Genomic DNA, 18,067 nt, shown 5'->3' on the forward strand with positions numbered 1-18,067 from the left:
CATCCATGACCACCGAGAACACCCCTGTGCTCCACTCCGATCTCACCCCCTCCCAACGCGACTGCCTGGACGCACTGCCGCTGACGGGCCACCATGTCGTCAGCGGCCCGCCCAGCAGCGGCAAGAGCCTGCTCGCCGCACACCGCGCCGTCCACCTCGCCCTCACCGGCCGCCCCACCCTGCTGCTGTCCCGCTCCAACCTCCTGCGTCAGCTCCTGAGCGGCATGCTCCAGGGCCTCACGGTGCCCGGCACACCGGTCGAGGCCGCCACCGTCCACGGCTGGGTCCTGCGCCACTTCGGATACGGCGCACCGCGCACCCAGGACGGCTGGTTCGACTGGACGGCCCTCACCCACCAGGCCGCCGCCACCCTCGGTGAGAACGAGGCCACCGCCCCCCACCTCGTCGTCGACGAGGGCCAGGACCTGTCACCGGGCTTCTACCGACTGGTCCGCCTCGCCGCCGCCTCCGTCACGGTCTTCGCCGACGAGTGCCAGCGCCTCACCGAGACGAACTCGACCCTCACCGAGATCACCGGCGCCCTCGGCCGCTCCACGGGCCGGATCGAGATCACCGGGAACCACCGCAACAGCCGCGAGATCGCCTCCCTCGCGGAGCACTTCCGCACGGGCGGCACCCGCCCCGACGTGCCCTTCCGCGGCGGGACACTGCCCGTCGTCCGCCACTACTCCGGCGCCCAGGCCCTCACCGACGACATCGCCGGCCTGGCGGCCCGCCACCCACGGGACCGCGTCGGCGTCATCGTCAACTCGCTGCGTACGTCGGCCGACCTGATGCGCCGCCTGGAACGCGCCGGTCTCGCCCGCGAACCCCAGCTCTACAGCTCGGCGGCCTCCTCCGGCCGTTACCGCGACCTCGACCTGGCCCGTCCCGGCGTCGTCCTCGTCCACCGCGCCAGCGTCAAGGGCCTCGACTTCGACACCGTCGTCATCCCCGACGCGGAGTCCGACGCCGCCACCGACCCCACGGCGGCGAGCCTGCGGATGGCGTACTACGTCATGATCACCCGCGCCCGGGAGCGGCTGGTGCTGGGGTGGCAGGGCAGCAGGCTACCGCGGCACCTGGAAGGGCTACGGGGCCGGGTGGCGACGGAGTGAGGCCCACCGAGTCCTTCAGCGGGCGTGTCCCGCTGCGACCCCTTCACGACGTGATGACCCGAACATGACCACACAAGGAGTTCAAAGCATGTCGACAGGTGCTACTGACGGGCCGGAGCAGTCGGAGCCCGGGCGGGGGCAGCGAGTCCTCGCCCTGCTGGACAAGGCGATCGCCGTCCAGAGTCCGCTGGTGACCAAGAACATCGTCCGGGCCCGTCAGCGCAACCCCGAGGCGACACCGGCCCAGGTGATCCGCACCCTGGAACGGATGTACGTCAGTGCCCTGACCGGGACGGGAGCGGCGGTCGGCGGAGCCGCGGCCGCGCCGGGCGTCGGCACCGGAGTGGCGCTGGCCCTGTCGGCGGGCGAGACCCTCTCGTCCCTCGAACTGAGCGCACTCTTCGCCCTCTCGCTCGCCGAAGTCCACGGCGTCCCCCTCGACGAGCTGGAGCGTCGCCGGACGATCGTGATGGGAGTCATGCTCGGCGGGTCCGGCTCCGCCACCATCGGCAAGGTCGCTGAGCGCACGGGGCAGCACTGGGGACGACAGGTGGTCGCCAAAGTGCCTGTCGAGACGTTGCGCCAGATCAACGGGATCCTGGGGAAGAACTTCATCACCAAGTACGGGACCAAGCAGGGCATCATCGTTCTCGGCCGAGTGGCACCGTTCGGCATTGGCGCCGTGATCGGCGGCGGTGGCAACGCCGCACTCGCCGCCTTGACGGTGCGGGCCGGCCGTCGCGCGTTCGGCCCGCCGCCGGAGTCATGGTCAGGGGCTGACGCGTAGCACGCCCCTCCTCGGGAGACGGGTCACCGAAGGCGGTGCAGGACCGCATACGCCCTGCACCGCGCCATGGACGCCGCCGGTCAGCGCTTCGACGGCAGGACGCTCCCGGTGGTGGACGGAACGCTCCCCTCCGCGAGCCGGCCGCGGCCCTGCTCGGCGAGGCGCCCGAGGCGTACCAACTGGGTGTCTTGGGCGGCCTGGTCACCTCGTTCCACGGCGTCCCGCAGCGCGTCGCGGGCGGCCAGGACCTCCTTGCGGAGCGTCGCCGGGTAGGAGTCCTGCTCGGCCAGGCGGACGGTGATGAGCGAGGTGCGGACCGCCGGGTCGAGCCCGGTCCACAGCTCCTCGGCCCGTTCCGTGGCGGCCCGCAGTCCGTCGATGCCCATGGCCCGGCGGGCGTCCGTGACCGCTTCCCTGGCCTTCCGCAGGTCCTCCACCAGCCCCGGCGGCAGCAGTCCGCGTCCGCTCCCGGCGACGACGCCCGCCCGGGCGGCGGCGCCCCGGGCACGGGTACACAGGTCCAGGGTGTCGTGGGCCGCGTCCAGCAGTCCGTCCAGGGAGCGGCCCACGTTCTCTCCTCTGGTGAGCGCCGCCAGGTCCGTCCCGATCTCCGTGAGGACGTCCAGCTCGGCGGGAGTGACCTCCCGTTCCCACTCCTTGAGGTACGCGAGGTACGCGGCGTGGAGCTCGGACGCCTTGCGCGTGACGGCGGCGGGGACGGTGCTGCGGCGCAGCCGGGCCTTCTCCCAGTCGCCGGAACCCAGCCGGTACTGCAAGTCGAGGGTCCGGTCGGCGTCGAGCCGCACCCGAAGGGTGAGCGGTACGTCACCACGGAGACCGTCGGTGCGCTCGTGGGCGAAGCCGCCGCAGAACTCGTTGCGCTCCGCCGAGCGCAGGTGCGGGCCCTCCCAGAGGCGGAACCACACGTGGCCGCCGCTGTCGTCCCGCACCGCGAGGTCGTCCACCCGGTGCCGCTCGGTCGGGTACGGCGTGCCGCTGGGGAAGAGCACGTGCACGGTGCCGTCCGTGAGCTGGAGTCCGATGTGCTGCGCGGTGACCTGCTGGGGCACGGCGGTGCCGAAGTGTCCGCCGCAGAACGAGCAGGAGTCGAGACCGGCGGCGTTGGTCATGCCGCAGCCGGGGCACTTCAGCCCGTCCGGGGCCAGCGGCGCGTCGCAGTCGAGGCAGACCGCCGCCGAGGCGGGGTTGTCGTCCCGGCCGCACTCCGGGCACTCCGCGTGTCCGGCCGTCGGAGCCGCCGCGCGCAGGCCGGACAGGTCCGTGGCGCACACGGGGCAGGCGGCGGTCAGCTCGGGGGCGGGAACGTGGCAGACCGGGCAGTCCACGGTGGCCGTCCCGAGGAGCGGGGTGGCGCAGGACGGGCAGGCGTCGGCGGCGACGGGGATGCCCTCGACGGTGCAGGTCTCGGAGGGGCAGCCGAGGGTGCTCAGGAGCCCGGCCTCCACGGCGGCGCCCTGGGCGACGGCTGTCATGGGGTCCACCGCGTGCGACACCTTGTCCGCGCCGAACAGTTCCGCCAGGCCCTGCCGCACGGCGGGGACACGAGTGGAACCGCCCACCAGCAGCACGTGCCTGATGTCCTCGGGCAGCGCGTCGCCGTCCTTCAGCACCGACTCGACCTCCCCCCGCATCCGGCGCAGGTGCGTGGCGAGAAGGCGCTCGAAGTCCTCGCGGCGCACGACACCGGACCAGGATCCTCCTCGGCGCCCGAGTGGGGCGAGCGTCACCTCGGAAACGTCCCGCGCCGAAAGTTCGATCTTCGCGCGCTCGGCGGCGGCCCGGATGCGGGAGGCGTCGCCCTCGCCGCCGTGGTCCCGTCCGCCGAGCCGCTCGCGCAGGTGGCGGTCGAGCAGCGCGTCGAAATCGGTGCCGCCGAGGAGGTTGTCGCCGCCCAGCTTGCCCACCCTGAAGTAGCCCGGACCCATCCACAGGAGCGACACGTCGAAGGTGCCACCGCCCAGGTCGAAGACGAGCACGGTGGCGTAGTCCTCGGCGCCCCCCGTACCGGGCGTGACCCCGAAGGCGTGGGCGGCGGCGGTTGGTTCCTCCACGATCCGCGCGACATGGAGTCCGGCCAGCCGCCCGGCCTCCCGTACGGCGGCGAACTGCGGTTCGGCGAAGTACGCCGGCACGGTGATCACGGCACGGCCGAACGGGACGCCCGCGGCACTCTCGGCGTCCTGCTTGAGCCGCCGCAGCAGGATGGCGGAGACCTGCACCGGGGAGAGGTAGTGCGCACCGAGCCGGATCTCCACCGAGCCTCCGGCGCCCTCCCGGACGGGCGGCGCGTCGGCGGGACGCGCCTTCAGCGCCTCCTGCACCGACTCGTCCTCCCAACGCCGTCCGATCAGCCGCTTGACCTCCGTGATCACGGAAGCGGGCGCCGCGTCACGCCAGTTGAGGGCTTCCCGCCCGACCAGCAGGGCGTTGTGGGAGCCGACCCCGAGGGCCGAGGGGGTGGCCTGTTCGCCGTACCGGTTGGGCAGGACGACGGGAATACCGTCGTGCAGCCAGGCGGTGACGGAGTTGGTGGTGCCGAGGTCGATGCCGAGGGTCCGGTGCATGGAGGGTGCTTCCCGATCGTCGTGGAAGTGTGAGTGGGCGTGGGCGTGGAACGGGCGGAGCCGGTGCGGGTGCCGCCGCCTCGTCAGCCGCGCCGGGGGCGCCGCTTGCGGCGGGCGGAGGGCTTGCGGGGCAGACCCCGCCGGGAGCGCGGGGTACGGCGTGGCTGCGTCCGCTCGCCGCGAGTGGGGCGGGGGGTCTCGGGTGCCGCCGGTTCCGTGCCGTCACCTGTCGCCGGGGTGTCCGGCCCTGACTCCGGCGCGGGGCCCGGGACCGCGACGACCACCTGCGCGGGCCGCAGGACGGAGGCGCCCAGACGGAAACCGGTCGCCTTCTCCCTCAGCACGGTGCCGTCCGGGACGGTCGGGTGGGGCTCGGCGTCGACCACCCGCATCTGAGCCGGATCGGCCGCCCTGCCCACCACCTCCATCGGAACCACGTCGTGCCGGGCCAACTCGCCGCGCAGCATCACCCGCGCCGCCTCGATCTGCTCGCCCAGCGCCACGGCCACCGAGGCCGTCTCCCGGGCGGAGCGCGCCTCGTGCAGGCCGCCCGCCCGGCGCCGGGTGTCGGCGAGCAGGTCGTCCAGCGGCAGCAGGGACGTCAGGAGGGCGCGCAGCCGGTCCTCGGCCTCGTCGCGTTTGCGGGACAGGGCCTCGACCCTGCGCCGCAGTCTGTCGAGTTCGGAGGGCGGACCGGCGGGGCTCGCCGGATGGGCACCGTTCACGGGCGGTCCTCGGTGTCGGGGCGGGGCAGTGGAGGGGTGAGCATTTCGGCGACCAGGGCGGCGACGGCACCGTGCGAGGCCTGGTCGGCACGGTGGAGGTGCTCCCGCCGGACCGGATCGTGCCGGGCGGAGGCGATGGCCCGGGCCGCCGTGGTGTGGAGCACCGGGGACCGCGCACCGAGGGCGAGGCCCGGGACGAGTTCGTACAGCGTGGGGCCGAACCAGGGCAGCGGGAGCGGTACGGCTTCCTCGCCCCGAGGCGTGGACGCGTCGGGCGTGTCGGTGGTCAAAAGAGGGCTTCCTGTCCGGTGTCGTCGAGGTTCTGCCGCTTCGGGGCGGGGCCGAACAGCAGGCCCTGGTCCGGGAGCCCGGCCCCGATCCGTTCCGCGCACGCGCGATCCTGCCGCGCCCCGCCGAGGTCCCCCGCTTCCTCCCGGGCCCGGGCGCGGCGCAGGTAGGCGGCTTCCACGGTCCGGTCGAAGCGCGCGCCCGCACCGATGCGGATCAGGTCCCGCAGGAACAGTGCGATGACGTCCGAAGGGGACGCGGTGGCCTCCAGGTGCTCGGCCAGACGGAGGACCGCCGCGTCGAGCCTTCTCCTGACGTCGCCGCGGACCGGCTCGGTGAACGTCACGGCCGTGCGCAGCAGGTCGACGCAGCGCTCCAGGCCGGTCCGGGTCTCCTCGGCACCGGAGCGCCGGGCCGCGTCGACCAGTAGGTCGACGAGCACCTGGTCGACGTGGCTCTCCGCGTGCGGGCCGTCGTAGCCCTCGTACTGGAGCACCTTGCGTGCGGCGGACCGCGCCGTGGAGGCACGTCCCCGGGACGCGGCGGTCACGGCGCGCGTCATGTAGTGGTCGACGAGCCATCTCCGGGCCGGTTCGTGGTCCGGGTGGCGCCTGAGCAGACCCTGTACGTCGCTGACGCGCGGCTTCTCCCCACGCAGCGTCCCGTCGAGCGCCCGGTCCAGGTCCGCCTTCAGGTGTTTGTCGAGACCTGACCGGGCGTCCCGGTCCCGGGGGGCCAGTTCGAGGGCGCGGCGGTAACGGTTCCGGCTCTCCTGGGGATTGCTCTCAAGGACCTTGGTGCCCTGCCGCACCAGCTCGGCGGTGAGTTCGGCGGCCAGCGAGCGGTCCTCCGGCACCAGCGCGTGGGCCAGCTCCAGGCCCTGGATCCGCGTGACGGGGGAGTAGCCGTACCCGTTGCGGCTCCGCCCCACCTCGTTTCCCGCCTTGAGTACGTCCGCCCGCTCCCCGGCGCCGAGGGCGTGCCCGAGCCGTACCGCCCGGTCGATGTCCGCGAGGGCCTGGCTCCACTCGCGGGCCCGCACACGGGCGGTGCCCCGCTCGGCCAGGGCCCGGCCCAGCGCCTTGGCGCACGCGCGGTGTTCGACAGAGTCGGCGGTCCAGGCCTCGACGTCGGGGTGGCGTGTGGCGTAGGCGTGGAGAAGGTCGAGGTGACGCCCCTGGTCGACGAGCTGCCAGGCGGCTCGTTCGACCGGGAGGAGGCCGTCGGGTCCCGCGTCCGTGGGATCGACCGCAGGGGCGTCGCACTCGGCTTCCCAGGCCGTCTCCCAGGCGGCGAGGACGTCCCGGCCGGCCCGGACGTCCAGGGCGTGCAGCAGATCGGTGACGCGTCCGAGCAGCTGGCGGCGCGCGTCGTCCCAGAGGTCGTCGGGCACGGGGGTGCCGCGCCGTTCGGTGAGCACCGCGCGGAAGTCCCCCGGGTCCTCCTCGTCCAGGAGGTAAGCCCACAGCACGATCGCCAGTGCCGCGGTCCCGGGCCCGGCGCCGCTCCCCTCCTCCTCACCGAGCGCACGCAGGGCGGCCAGCGCGAGGGCGTGCACGACTCCGGTCTCCGCCGCGTCCAGATCACCGAGGTCCGGACACTGCCGCACGGCCTCGTCCCAGTTCCCGACCCGCGCGGCCAGCGCGGCGCGCAACGCGCGGTACCGCACAGCGTCCCTGGGGACGGAGGGCGTACCGAACTCGTCCTGCACGCGACGGAGAACCGGCCGTACGACGTCGAACTCGGCCCGCAGAAAGGCTTGCTCGGCAGTGTCCAGCAGGAGATCCGCCGTGACGGTCCGGCCGGTAGCGCCGGTGTCGTCCACCCGCACGGTCTGTCGTCTCCCCCCTGAGAACTGACACTGCAACAGCCACCGTAGAGAAGTCTGTTGGCGACGTCAACGCATCACAAGCGTGCGGGTGCGACTGGCGAGTTCAATGCGGAGGGTAAGCATATTAATGAAAGGAGCGGACGGTGCGGCGGATGGCGCGTCACCCTGGGTGAGTGAGTGGAGGCGGTCGGTGAGATCGCCGTGACGAGGGATGGTCAAAGGGGTGGCGTATGGACATCATCGACGGAGCCGGCGCCGAGGACGAGCGGGCGGTCGCGGCGGGGGAGTGCGGGCGGGAGCCCCACCGGTCGGGGAGTCTGCGCACGTTCGGCGCGTTCCTCCAGGCCCTGCGCGAGTTCCAGGGGCTCAGCCGGGCCGAGCTGGCCGCGCTGATCCAGTACTCGAAGCACACCGTCGCCTCGGTGGAACTGGGCCGCCGGATGCCGGACGAGATCTTCGTGGACCGCGCGGACACGGCCCTCGGCAACACGGGCGCGTTGCGGAAGGCCGCACGGCATCTCAGCCGGGGCGGGCAGGGGCTCGCGGCGTGGTTCCGGGAGTGGGCCCGGCTGGAGCGGGAGGCGGTGAGCCTGTGCACGTACGAGTGCCGGCTGGTGCCGGGGCTGTTGCAGTCGGAGGCGTATGCGCGGGCGGTGTTCGACAACAGCATCCCGCTGCTGACCGAGGAACAGACGGAGATCCAGCTCGCTGCCCGGATGAAGCGGCAGGCGATGATGCGGGAACAGTCGACCGTGCCGTTCAGCTTCATCGTGGAGGAGTCGGTGTTCCGGCGGCGACTGGGCGGCGCGCAGGTGCAGCGCAGCATGCTCGACCTGGTGCTCGACATCACGGCGCCGCGCAATGTGACACTTCAGGTCGTGCCGCTGGAGTTGGAGTTCCATGGGTGCTTGGACGGGCCTGTGCAGGTGTTGGAGACCAAGGAGGGCAAGAGGCTCGGTTACTCCGAGGGGCAGCAGAACGGCCGGCTGATCTCCGACCCGAAAGAGGTGAGTCTGCTCTGCCGCCGCTATGACACACTGCGCTCGCAGGCCCTGAATCCCAAGGAATCCCGGGACCTGCTGGAGCGACTTCGAGGAGACCTATGAACAGCGGTACGACGGAACTCGCCTGGTTCAAGTCCACCTACAGCGGCACCCAGGGCGACAGCTGCGTGGAGATCGCCATCGCTGAGCAGGCCGTGCACATACGGGACTCCAAGGACACCACCCGCCCGGCGTTCGCGGTGGGGCGCGAGGAGTGGGCGCCCTTCGTGCGGTTCGTGTCGGGTAGCTGAGCCTCTGATGTGCCGCCCGCCGCACCGGGGGTCCGGTGGGCGGGCGGCAACTCCTCTACGCTCGCGTCAGGTGAGGGTGTTGCGCAGGTGCGGGCCGAGGTAGCCGACGTAGACCTTCCCGGAGCGAGGGCAGTCGTCGTAGAAGTGCAGGCGTGGGGCGATGGTGTTGCCTCCTCCGATCTTCAGGTGGGCCTGCATGAAGACCCGGCCGTCGGGGTCCACCGCCTTCGGAACCGGGAGGACGCGCTCGACGCGCAGTTTCGCTTTGCGGGCGACGGTGTCCGACTCGCGCATGGCCACCTTGGCCGCCGGGAAGGGAAAAGCGCTGGAGGCGTCGGACTTGCACCAGCTCAGGAAGTCACCGGAGGTCGTGCCGTCCGCGGAGGACCGGGCGAAGTGATCCAGGGCCAGTAGCCCGTCCCAGGCGACGTACAGCCAGTTGTCCACCGACTGACTGTCGAGGGACCGGGTGATCTTGGGGTTTCCGGTGAAGGAGATGCCGGGCAGTTCGCCCAGGCGTTCCAGCAGTTCGGAGAAGGTCGTCGGGTAGGTGATGTCCGCGGCGACAGCCGGCGTGTGGGAGTCGGCGAACTGCCCCGCCTCCTGGAGTCGGTCACGCAGGAAGCGTATGAGCCGCTGGGACTCCTGGACCTTGTCGTACAGTTCCTCGTTCTCACCGCGCAGTTCGTTGCTGGCCTGGTCCGCCTTCGCCAGTTCCGCGTACAGGTCGTTGATCTCGTCGACCCGGATGGCCTCCGCGCGTTCCGCCTCGTCCAGCAAGGCGGTCAGCGCCGCGTTGTCGGAGCGGAGCTGAACGATGTCCGTGCCGTCCGAGGACGAGCGGGGGCGAGTGCGGTGGCGCGGAATGCTGAGCAGCGCCGGGGGAAGCGGCTGCCGCGAGGACAGGCGCTGGGGGAGGGCCGCGAGTGTGGAAGCGGCGCGGCGAGGGTCGGCTTCGATGGTGCGGCGCGACATGACGGGGTGGCGTTGCGCGTCGGGCTTCCAGGCCGGGTCAAGCCCCGGCAGGTAGGTGCGGACGCCACCGCCGAACACGGGGTGGTACTCCAGCGCGGCGTTGAACTTGGCCTGTGCTTCCGGCGTGAGCACGTACAGTACGGCCAGTCCGTGCAGATAACGGAAGAGTGGTTCGACGACCGTCCGCGACCAGTCGTCGGGGTCCTTCCCGTACGGCACCGTGGCGATGACGACGGGCATCCGCCGGTTGCTGTCACACAGCTCCTCGATGACGTCGTCGACGTCCTCGACCTCGATGAAGGTGGGCGCGGCAGTGACATCGGCCTGTGCGTCCCGTGCCTCCAGCGCGTCCAGGAGAGAACGGACGATGTTCGGTGTGTTGGCGCGCTTGGGGGCGACTCCCTCACGGGGCGGCTGGTGCTCGATGTCGACCTGCACCCACGTACGGCCCGCGTCCTCCTCAAGACCGGAGCGCACGATGAGCGTGGACTGCCAGGTACCCGAGGTCGCGGAGGGTGTCTCGCGCATGCGCCACCGGCTGTAGGCGCCCTTGCGGCCGCCTTCCGAGTCACGGTCGAGGGTGGCGTGCGGCGCGATCTCGGTCCGGCCCTCGTCCAGCCCGGACGGGTCGTACCCCTTGCCGCGGATCCAGTCGAGCAGTTGGCGCTCCGCTATGCCGCATGCCTTGACGTAGTTGAGTTCGGTCGAGACCACCATGCGGTAGCCGCGTGGTTCCATGAGCGCTCCTCGCTGGGATCGGGGTGGAGCAGTTCGGGGTTCGGGGCGGGCGGCTTCACCGCTGTCTCACGCCTTGTCGGTCGGTTCGTAACCGAGGGCCGCACGGTTGATGAAGCGGTCGCCGAGGTTGCGTACTGGAACGGGTTTGGGCTTTTGCGCCGTGCTTTTCGCCGTGGACTTCTTCGGGACGGGCTTCTTTCCCCTCGCACGTCCGCCTGGTGTCGGCTTCGGTTGCTTGGCATTCTTCGCGGCCGGGGTGTTGCGTGCCGCGTACTTCTTGCGGAGCGCCGAGAGCTGCTCGCGCTCCTGGACGGTCACGCCGGCGGGAAGGGCGTTGACGAGAGCACGGGCCCGGCTGAGCGCGTAACGCGCCTGATGCCACCGCTTGTTGTTGATCGCCGCACGCGCGACCCCGATGGTCCGCTGCAACGCCTTGATCTTCGCGGGCTGGCGCCGGGGGATCGGCGACTCGGCCCCACTGCCGCGCCGTTGCCCGGCCGCACGGGTACCCCAGTCCGCGCCCGAGGTCAGGACGACGACCGAGCGCGGGTTACTGGACTGGCTTCTGCGAACCATCTTCAGCCGCCCTCCTTACCCGTGCCGGGGGCCTTGGCCGGGGGGCGGGGTGAGCGGGGAGCGGTAGGCGTCGGCGTCGGTGAGCGGCTTCTCCAGGGACAGACCGGCGTCGGCCATGCGGTCGTACTCGGCGAGGACGAGCCGCTTGGTGCGGTACTCGCCGAACTTGGCGATCTCGTTGTTCTTGAGGCCGCCAGTCGGTGACTGGAAGGACTCCAGGACGTAGTCGGTGTCCTCGCGGGAGATCCCATAGAGGTGGAAGAAGTAGGCGTCCAGCTCGGCGCGCAGCTGGGCGCGGCGGGTCTCGTCCCACTGGAACGGTTCGCCCTCGTCGCCCAAGTCGCGGGCGAGGGGGGTCATGTCGTACGCCGTGTAGACGAGTTCGAGGACGCGGGGGAGGAGGAAGGGAAGGTGGGGTTCGAGGGTGGTAGGGGTGGGGACGGGGAGCTGCTTCCAGATGAAGAGCTTCATGTGGGCGTCGCTGACCTTCTGACGACTCACGAAGTCGAAGACCAGGGAGGACTGGGTGGCGATCAGAGCCGCGACGAGCGGAGAGGCGACGCGGGGCAGCATCAGAGGGTACGTGTGTCCGACGGCTGTGCGCGGCAAGAAGGCGGGGATGGCCGTTCGCTCATCCGTCGTTCGGCACACGTCGCGCCAGCCGAGCAGCCACCCGTGCGGCCAGTGCATCTCGGCCAGGCGCTCATCGATGCCGCGTTCCTCAGTGTCCTTCCCCTTGCGCACTGTGGGGATGGGGCCATTTTCGAGGACCCAGTACCGGGGATCAGCGTATGCCGCGGGATCGGCTTTCTCAGAGGCGTTGATGCGGCGGCGTTCTTCGTTGCCGGTGCCGGTGTAGGAGTTCCAGCGGTGGTCGAAAATATGGGCCATCTTGCCCTCGTACAACGGCAGCATCCGCTCCTCACCCCGCTCGAAGACGTTGCCCCGCAGCTCCCACCCCTCGTCCTCAAGCCTTTCGCGGCTGCGGAAGAGGTCGGAGTCGTCGGTCATGTGGAAGAAGGTCGCCTTGAACGCCATGCACCACGGGTTTCCGTCCCGGCGACCCTCGTGCCACAGCACCGGCACCCGCCTGTACACGCCAGCAGTGATGTCCGCGTCGCGCTGGGTCCGGAACACCGGCAGCGTGCCCGTGTTGGGATTGATCCTGGCGAGGTCCTCCGGGTCGAGGGCGAAGACCCGCTTCGGGTCCTCCAAGTCCGTGACGTCGGACAGGAAGAAGCCGATGCGACTGGCGTCCGCCTGCGCGGCCCGGCCGGTGAGGGTGAGCAGGCAGAACTTGTAGCGGGAGTCCACGCTCTCGAACCACTTGCCGCCCTTGGGTAGCGCGGGTGACTTCGGTCGCCGGTTCTCGAAGTCGTACAGCGAGGCCAGAACCCCCCGCCGCGTGAAGTCACCGAACAGATGCTGAGACCCGGCACCTGTGGCGATCGCCGTCGGCAGGATCACACCGAACCGTCCCTCGGGTGCGACCACGGTCGCCATCCGCTCGGCGAACAGGGTGTCGGTCTGGATCATGGTGACCCCCTTGACCGTCAGCCCCTTCGCGCACAGCGGGAACACCCCCGAGTCCCCCGCGAAATGGAACGTCCCCTTGACCGCGCGCCGCGCCTCCCGGTACCGCTTCCCGGCCTCCGGGTACTCCTGCTCCCACTCGGCGATGCGGGTGCGCCGGGCCGTGCCGGCGATCTCCGCGATGTCGGGGTTGACGACGCTGAAGTACTTCTTGTCCTCGAAGTCGACCTTGTCCCACGGCGGATTCCCGACCACGCACGAGAACCCACCGGCCCACCCCGTCACCGGATCGACCGCCCCCGTACCCGTCGACGCGCCGCCGTCCTCCGGGACCGTGAACACCTCGGGGAACTCCAGGTGCCAGTGGAAGAAGGCGTACTGGTCCCGCAGCCGCTCGATCTCGACGTGGGTCGACTCGGGTGCCGCGTTGCCCTCCGGGTCCTCCAGCCCCCGGAACGTCTTGTGGGTGATGGCCGGCGGGGCGTCCTCCCGCTTGTGCCAGACGAAGGCCGCGCACCACGCGTCCGCCACGTGCAGGGCGTGCCGGTACTCGGCCGAGCCGGACCACTTCCGGAAGTCGGCCTCCTTGCGGCGGACGGCGGCGAGGTCGCCGTCCGGGGCGTCGGTGATCCGGCGCAGCCCCTGGGCGAAGGACGCGTTGGCGACCCTGGTCTCCGTCTCGATCTCGAACAGGCCGCCCTGGCCCCGGCGTTCCTCCGTGTTGCGGGCCATCAGCTGCCGGGCCCAGCCTTCGTCGTCGCCCTCGGTCTTCTTGAACGCCCGGTCCGGGATGCCGTCCCGCATCAGGGCCGGGGTCGCCCCGATCAGACCGTTGCCGTGCTTGATGTGGGAGTCGAGGAAACCGAGGGGGCGGCCGGCCTTCATGGCCTCCAGCCACAGCGACACCTTGGCCAGTTCGACGGCCATGGGGTTGAGGTCCACGCCGTACAGGCAGCGGGCGACGACCTCCCGGAGGGCGTCCGCCACCGCGTCCGCCGTGGGCTCGGGGTTGCGTTCGCGCACCGCCGCCACCCGCTTGGCGATCCGGCGGGCCGCCGCCACCAGGAAGTGGCCCGAGCCGCAGGCGGGGTCGCAGACCGTGAGGGAGAGGAGTTCCTCGACGATCGTGTCGGCGGGGTCGACGCGGCCCTCGGCGCTCGCGCGCTGCTCCCCGCGCTTGACGGCGTCGTCTATCACCGGGTTCAGCGTGGAGTCGAGGAGGGTCTCGGTGAGCGCGGTCGGGGTGTAGTAACTGCCGGTCTTCTTGCGGTCGTTGCCGATGCGGTCGACCAGTTCGAAGGTGCGGTCGGCGGCGCTGTGCTTGGGCACCAGCTCCAGCAGTGCCTCGTAGACCGAACCGAGTTCCTCGGCGCCCATGCGCAGGTAGTCGACGGGGCGCCAGCGGGCCGAGCCCGCGTCGCGGACCCGGGCCAGGTGCTTGACGGCCTCGAACAGGTGGCGGTTGGCCAGCCGCGCGCCGCGCAGGGGACGGTCGGCGGGGGTGTCGTTGAAGAGGCCGCCGAGTCCCTTCAGGCCCAGCTCGGGGCGGCCCTGCTCCGAGCCCAGCGCCTCGATGAGGAGTTCCAGGGCGCGGTAGCGGTCGTCGTGGGCGGTGCCCAGGCGGCGCAGGGCGTGGCGGCGCAGCCGGGCGGTGGAGAAGTAGCGGGCGAAGCGGTCGCGGGTCAGGTCGTCCGCGTCGGGGTCGAGGAGGGCGTTCCGGTCCTCGGCGACGAAGAGGAAGATCATGCGGTAGACGAGCCGGAGCAGGGCCGTCTGGAAGGCGTGGACGTCCAGGTTCTCGCGGAGGTGGGTGTTCCGCGGGTGGCTCAGGAAGCCCGTGCCCAGGACGGTGAGGGCCGCCTGGACGCCGTCGCGGAAGTGGTCCAGTGCCCGGCTGCCGGACTCGATGGCGACCGTCCGCCACTTCTCCAGCCAGCACCCCGAGGGCGCCGTCCCCTCCGCCACCTCGAACCGCGACGCGTGCAGCACGCAGTACAGCAGCACGAACTCGCTGAACAGCTCGCCGTCGAAGATCGCCTCCAGGTCGAACTCGACGTAGGCGGCGGTGGCGAAGGACGACGAGTCGCGCAGCAGGCGCAGGCGGCGGCCGTTGGTGAGGGCGGCCCACAGGTGGGCCTCGGTGCGGTTGAGGCAGTCCTGGAGCATGGACTGGGGCGGGACCTGGCCGGGGGCGGGACGCTTGTCCAGCTCCTGGTTCCACGGGACGAGGTGGAGGAGGGCGGGACCGTGGCGGTGGGAGACCGGGAAGCACTTGTCCGGGTCGGAGTCGGCGGGGACGCCCGCCGGGCCGACCTCCGTCAGCGTGCCGAAGTCCAGCTTGCGGAAGAGCTGGGCGAGCCAGTCGGTGCCGGCCCGGCCGGTGGGGTCGGCGGCGGGGGCGCCGGTCGTCGGGTCGGAGGGCAGGGCGGTGCGCAGGTCGCGCCAGAGCGGCTTGAGGTACTCCCAGGCGCGCTCGGCCTCGTCGCGGACGGCGACGGAGGCGGGCAGGCCGTAGTCGGCGGACCTGGTGCCCGGCAGGTTCCGTGCCTCGGCGACGCGCAGCAGCATGTCCGGGGGCAGGAGGCCGCCGACCGTGGTGACGGCGGTGAAGGCCAGGGCGGTGCGAGGGGCGGCGGACATCAGGCTTCGGCTCCGGAGGCGGTAGAGGCGGCGGGCGGCAGGTAGACGTAGACGCCGAGGACGTCGGCGGGCTCCTGCGGGACGACTTTCAGGCCGCGGACGATCTCCTCGTTGGCCTTGCGGACCCGGCGGTGCGAGGCGTCCAGCTCGGCGGCGAGCCGGGTGCCGTACTCGGTGAGGTGCGCGGACAGCTCCGGCAGGCCGGCCAGGGTGCGGCCGATCTGGTTGCGGACCCGCTGCTCGTGCGTGTTCGCGGTGGCCCGCGCCGACAGCAGCGCGGCCGCCGCGTCGTCGTCCAGCCAGCGGGCGCGGGCCGGCATGCCCTCGAAGGCGAGCAGCCGGGCGTCCTCGGCGACGATCTGCCTCTCCCCGCTGCGGGAGGGCAGCGTCAGATGGAAGCGGTAGCGGACCAGCAGCAGGGTCGTCAGCCTCGTCACCGCGTCCGTGGTCACCACACCGCAGCGGCGGGCCGGGCGCGGGCCGAGGGCGTCGGCGTCCAGCGCCGCGTCGAGGACGTACGAGGCGACGGCGCCGATCGCCGGGTCGGTGCGGACCAGGGCGACCTCGCCGCGGGCGGTGGCCGGCGTGGTGCGGAACGGGATCGCGCGGTCCTCCTCCACGGGCCGGCTGCCCAGCGCGGCGGCGAGCGCGTCCCGCAGACCGGCCGGGGTGCCGCCGACCTGGGCGGTGAAGTCGCCGGTGCCGTCGCGCGGGTCGCGGACCACGGCGTCCAGGTCGCGCAGCGCCTCCAGGGCGAAGTCGCGGACCTCGTCGGCGCTGCCGAGCGCGGCCCGTACGGCGGCGACCTCCCGGGCCACCTCCTCGGGGTGGATGGCCCGCTGGGCGTACTTGGAACGGGACGTCCTCTCCCGCTCGGCCGCCGACGTCCACTCCCGCTCGATCCGGTCGAAGGACTCCTGCCGGGTGTCGAGGTCGAACAGGCTCTCCTGGCTGCCCTGCCGCCCGTGCAGCAGCAGCCACTCCACGACGGCGTCGGTGACCCCGGACGCGGTCTCGTCGGGGACGGAGACGGAGATGCCCAGGTCCTTCTTGATCTGCCGGTGCTTCTTGAACAGCACCTCCAGGACCTTGCCGTCGATGCCGTTGTCCTCGCCGTACATGGTGATGACCCGGACCTGGTCGCGCTTTTGGCCGTAGCGGTCGACGCGGCCCTCGCGCTGGTCGTGCCGGGTCGGGTTCCAGGCCAGGTCGTAGTGGACGACGGCGTCGAAGTGGTGCTGGAGGTTGACGCCCTCGGAGAGGCAGTCGGTGGCGATCAGCACCCGGCGCACGGCCGGGTCGCCGTCCTCCCCGGCGGCCTCGGCGGCCAGCTGCTCGATGCGCGCCAGGCGCTGCTGCGGCGACAGGGTGCCGGTCACGGCGGCGAGCTTCGTCTTCTTGCCGAGCTTGCCGTCGAGCTGCTCGGCGAGGTACTCGGCCGTGGGGATGTAGCGGCAGAAGACGATCGGGTGGTACCCGTCGGCGATCAGGTTCTTCAGGTGCCGGGTGAGGGCCTTCAGCTTGGCGTCCTCGGCCGGACCGACGAGCGCCTCCGCCCGCTCGGCCAGCTCCAGCAGCCGGGCGCCCGCCTCCTCCGACTCGGCGGCGCCCGGTGCGACGTCCATGCCCTCCAGCCGGTCGTTCTCCGCCGAGTCGGCCGCCACCGGAGCGCCCAGCACGTCCGCTTCGAGCGCGGTGCGGGCGGCGGCCGACTCCGAACGGGTCCTCAGGGTCTGCGCGGCGGCGGCCGGCGAGGACACCATCGAACGCAGCAGCGCGATCACCGACCACCAGGCGATACGGGCCTCCCGCTTGCCCTGCTCGTCCGCCGCCGCGACCCGGTCCCGGGCGTAGGCGATGGCGTCGTCGAGCAGCGCCCGGTAGGCGGGGGACAGCTTGTACGGCTCGTCCTTGGTCCAGCGGTCGGACGGGAAGGCGGTCCGCTCGGCCAGGGAGTCGTCGGCGAGACCGTCCTCCTTGGTGAGGTAGTCGCGGACGTCGGCGCGCTTGCGGGCCACGAAGTGCTCGGCGAGCCTCGCCCGCCCGGCCGCCGTCTCCAGGTCCAGCGTCGCCAGTTCGGGCCGCACCAGGCCGAGCAGGTTGCGGAACGCGGACTCCTTGCCGGAGTGCGGGGTCGCCGTCAGCAGCAGCAGGTGACGGTCGGCGTCGGCGGAGATCCGGCGCAGCAGTTCGTACCGGAGCTGGTTCGAGGCCGACGACGCGCCGTGCTGCCCGGCGTCGTCGGCGGCCACGCACGCGTGGGCCTCGTCGACGATCACCAGGTCGGGGCAGTGCTTGACGAAGTCCTCACGGTGCCGGGTGGACTTGATGAAGTCCGTCGAGATGATCGTGAACGGGTGCTTGTCGAACAGCGACTCGCCCAGCTGCAGGCCCCTTTCCAGACGCGACACCGTGGAGGCCAGGACCAGTTCGGCGTCGATGCCGAACTTCTCCCGCAGCTCGGACTGCCACTGCTCGGCGAGGGCCGGGGAGCACAGCACGGCCAGCCGGGCCGCCTCGCCCTGCGCGAGCAGCTCCTTGGCGATCAGACCCGCCTCGACCGTCTTGCCGATGCCCACGTCGTCCGAGATCAGCAGGCGCACGGTGCGCTGCCGCAGCGCCATCAGCAGCGGCACCAGCTGGTAGGCGCGCGGCTCCACGGCGATCGACGCCAGGGAGCGGAACGGGCCCGCGCCCGACCGGAACCCGATGCGCAGCGCCGTGCGCAGCAGGCCGGCGGCGCGCTGGTCGCCCAGGTCGGCCGGGCTCGGCGCCGCGAACTCGGCCGAGCGCACGTCCTCGAACGCGGGGAAGACGGCCGCGACGTCGTCCTCGCTGCCGCCCAGCGGGCGCAGCACCAGCATGTCGGGGGCGCTCTCCGGCAGGACGACCCACTCCCGGCCACGGGCGGCGACCAGCGAGCCGGCTGGATAAGTGAGGCTCATGAGATCTCTCGGTTCCTAGGTAGGGGCGATCG

General features: G+C 71.9%; 12 protein-coding genes. 4 read left to right on the top strand and 8 right to left on the bottom strand.

Annotated elements, in window-relative coordinates:
- Window positions 1-5: 5 nt before the first annotated feature.
- The gene (locus ACY1JF_RS20360) at window positions 6-1,118 is read left to right on the top strand and encodes a DEAD/DEAH box helicase (RefSeq protein ID WP_462706591.1); all 1,113 of its coding nucleotides are present in this window, start codon (window positions 6-8) and stop codon (window positions 1,116-1,118) included.
- A 190-nt stretch (window positions 1,119-1,308) separates the two neighbouring features.
- Window positions 1,309-1,905 carry a hypothetical protein gene (locus tag ACY1JF_RS20365; RefSeq protein ID WP_462706592.1) on the top strand — a complete coding sequence of 199 codons (597 nt, stop codon included), beginning with the start codon at window positions 1,309-1,311 and terminating at the stop codon, window positions 1,903-1,905.
- An 80-nt stretch (window positions 1,906-1,985) separates the two neighbouring features.
- Here the strand turns inward: ACY1JF_RS20365 and ACY1JF_RS20370 are convergent, their stop codons facing one another.
- From ACY1JF_RS20370 to ACY1JF_RS20385, 4 genes are all read right to left on the bottom strand, one after another.
- Complete coding sequence (locus ACY1JF_RS20370; protein WP_462706593.1) at window positions 1,986-4,490, bottom strand: Hsp70 family protein; 2,505 nt, start codon at window positions 4,488-4,490, stop codon at window positions 1,986-1,988.
- An 83-nt stretch (window positions 4,491-4,573) separates the two neighbouring features.
- A complete protein-coding gene (locus ACY1JF_RS20375; RefSeq protein ID WP_462706594.1) occupies window positions 4,574-5,215 on the bottom strand; it encodes a nucleotide exchange factor GrpE in 642 nt (213 codons plus the stop codon).
- A complete protein-coding gene (locus ACY1JF_RS20380) occupies window positions 5,212-5,505 on the bottom strand; it encodes a hypothetical protein (RefSeq protein WP_462706596.1) in 294 nt (97 codons plus the stop codon). The genes ACY1JF_RS20375 and ACY1JF_RS20380 overlap by 4 nt, the downstream gene beginning before the upstream one ends.
- Window positions 5,502-7,334, bottom strand: a complete 1,833-nt coding sequence (locus tag ACY1JF_RS20385) for a hypothetical protein (protein ID WP_462706597.1) — start codon at window positions 7,332-7,334, stop codon at window positions 5,502-5,504. The genes ACY1JF_RS20380 and ACY1JF_RS20385 overlap by 4 nt, the downstream gene beginning before the upstream one ends.
- A 230-nt stretch (window positions 7,335-7,564) precedes the next feature.
- Here ACY1JF_RS20385 and ACY1JF_RS20390 point away from each other — a divergent pair, with 230 nt between their 5' ends.
- Both ACY1JF_RS20390 and ACY1JF_RS20395 read left to right on the top strand, forming a co-directional pair.
- Window positions 7,565-8,440, top strand: a complete 876-nt coding sequence (locus ACY1JF_RS20390) for a helix-turn-helix domain-containing protein (protein ID WP_462706598.1) — start codon at window positions 7,565-7,567, stop codon at window positions 8,438-8,440.
- Window positions 8,437-8,628, top strand: coding sequence for a DUF397 domain-containing protein (locus ACY1JF_RS20395; RefSeq protein WP_462706599.1), 192 nt, complete (start codon window positions 8,437-8,439; stop codon window positions 8,626-8,628). The genes ACY1JF_RS20390 and ACY1JF_RS20395 overlap by 4 nt, the downstream gene beginning before the upstream one ends.
- A gap of 66 nt (window positions 8,629-8,694) precedes the next feature.
- On the opposite strand, the gene ACY1JF_RS20400 is transcribed toward ACY1JF_RS20395, so the two are convergent.
- From ACY1JF_RS20400 to ACY1JF_RS20415, 4 genes are all read right to left on the bottom strand, one after another.
- Complete coding sequence (locus ACY1JF_RS20400) at window positions 8,695-10,341, bottom strand: hypothetical protein (RefSeq protein WP_462706600.1); 1,647 nt, start codon at window positions 10,339-10,341, stop codon at window positions 8,695-8,697.
- 66 nt (window positions 10,342-10,407) lie between these two features.
- Window positions 10,408-10,917, bottom strand: a complete 510-nt coding sequence (locus tag ACY1JF_RS20405) for a hypothetical protein (RefSeq protein ID WP_462706601.1) — start codon at window positions 10,915-10,917, stop codon at window positions 10,408-10,410.
- Between the two features lie 15 nt (window positions 10,918-10,932).
- Window positions 10,933-15,090: an Eco57I restriction-modification methylase domain-containing protein gene (locus tag ACY1JF_RS20410; RefSeq protein WP_462706602.1), complete on the bottom strand. Its 4,158-nt coding sequence runs from the start codon at window positions 15,088-15,090 to the stop codon at window positions 10,933-10,935.
- Window positions 15,090-18,035, bottom strand: a complete 2,946-nt coding sequence (locus tag ACY1JF_RS20415; RefSeq protein ID WP_462706603.1) for a helicase-related protein — start codon at window positions 18,033-18,035, stop codon at window positions 15,090-15,092. Before ACY1JF_RS20415 ends, ACY1JF_RS20410 begins: the two co-directional genes overlap by 1 nt.
- Window positions 18,036-18,067: the final 32 nt, after the last annotated feature.

The sequence above is a fragment of the Streptomyces sp. SYSU D01066-1 genome, from assembly GCF_054956795.1.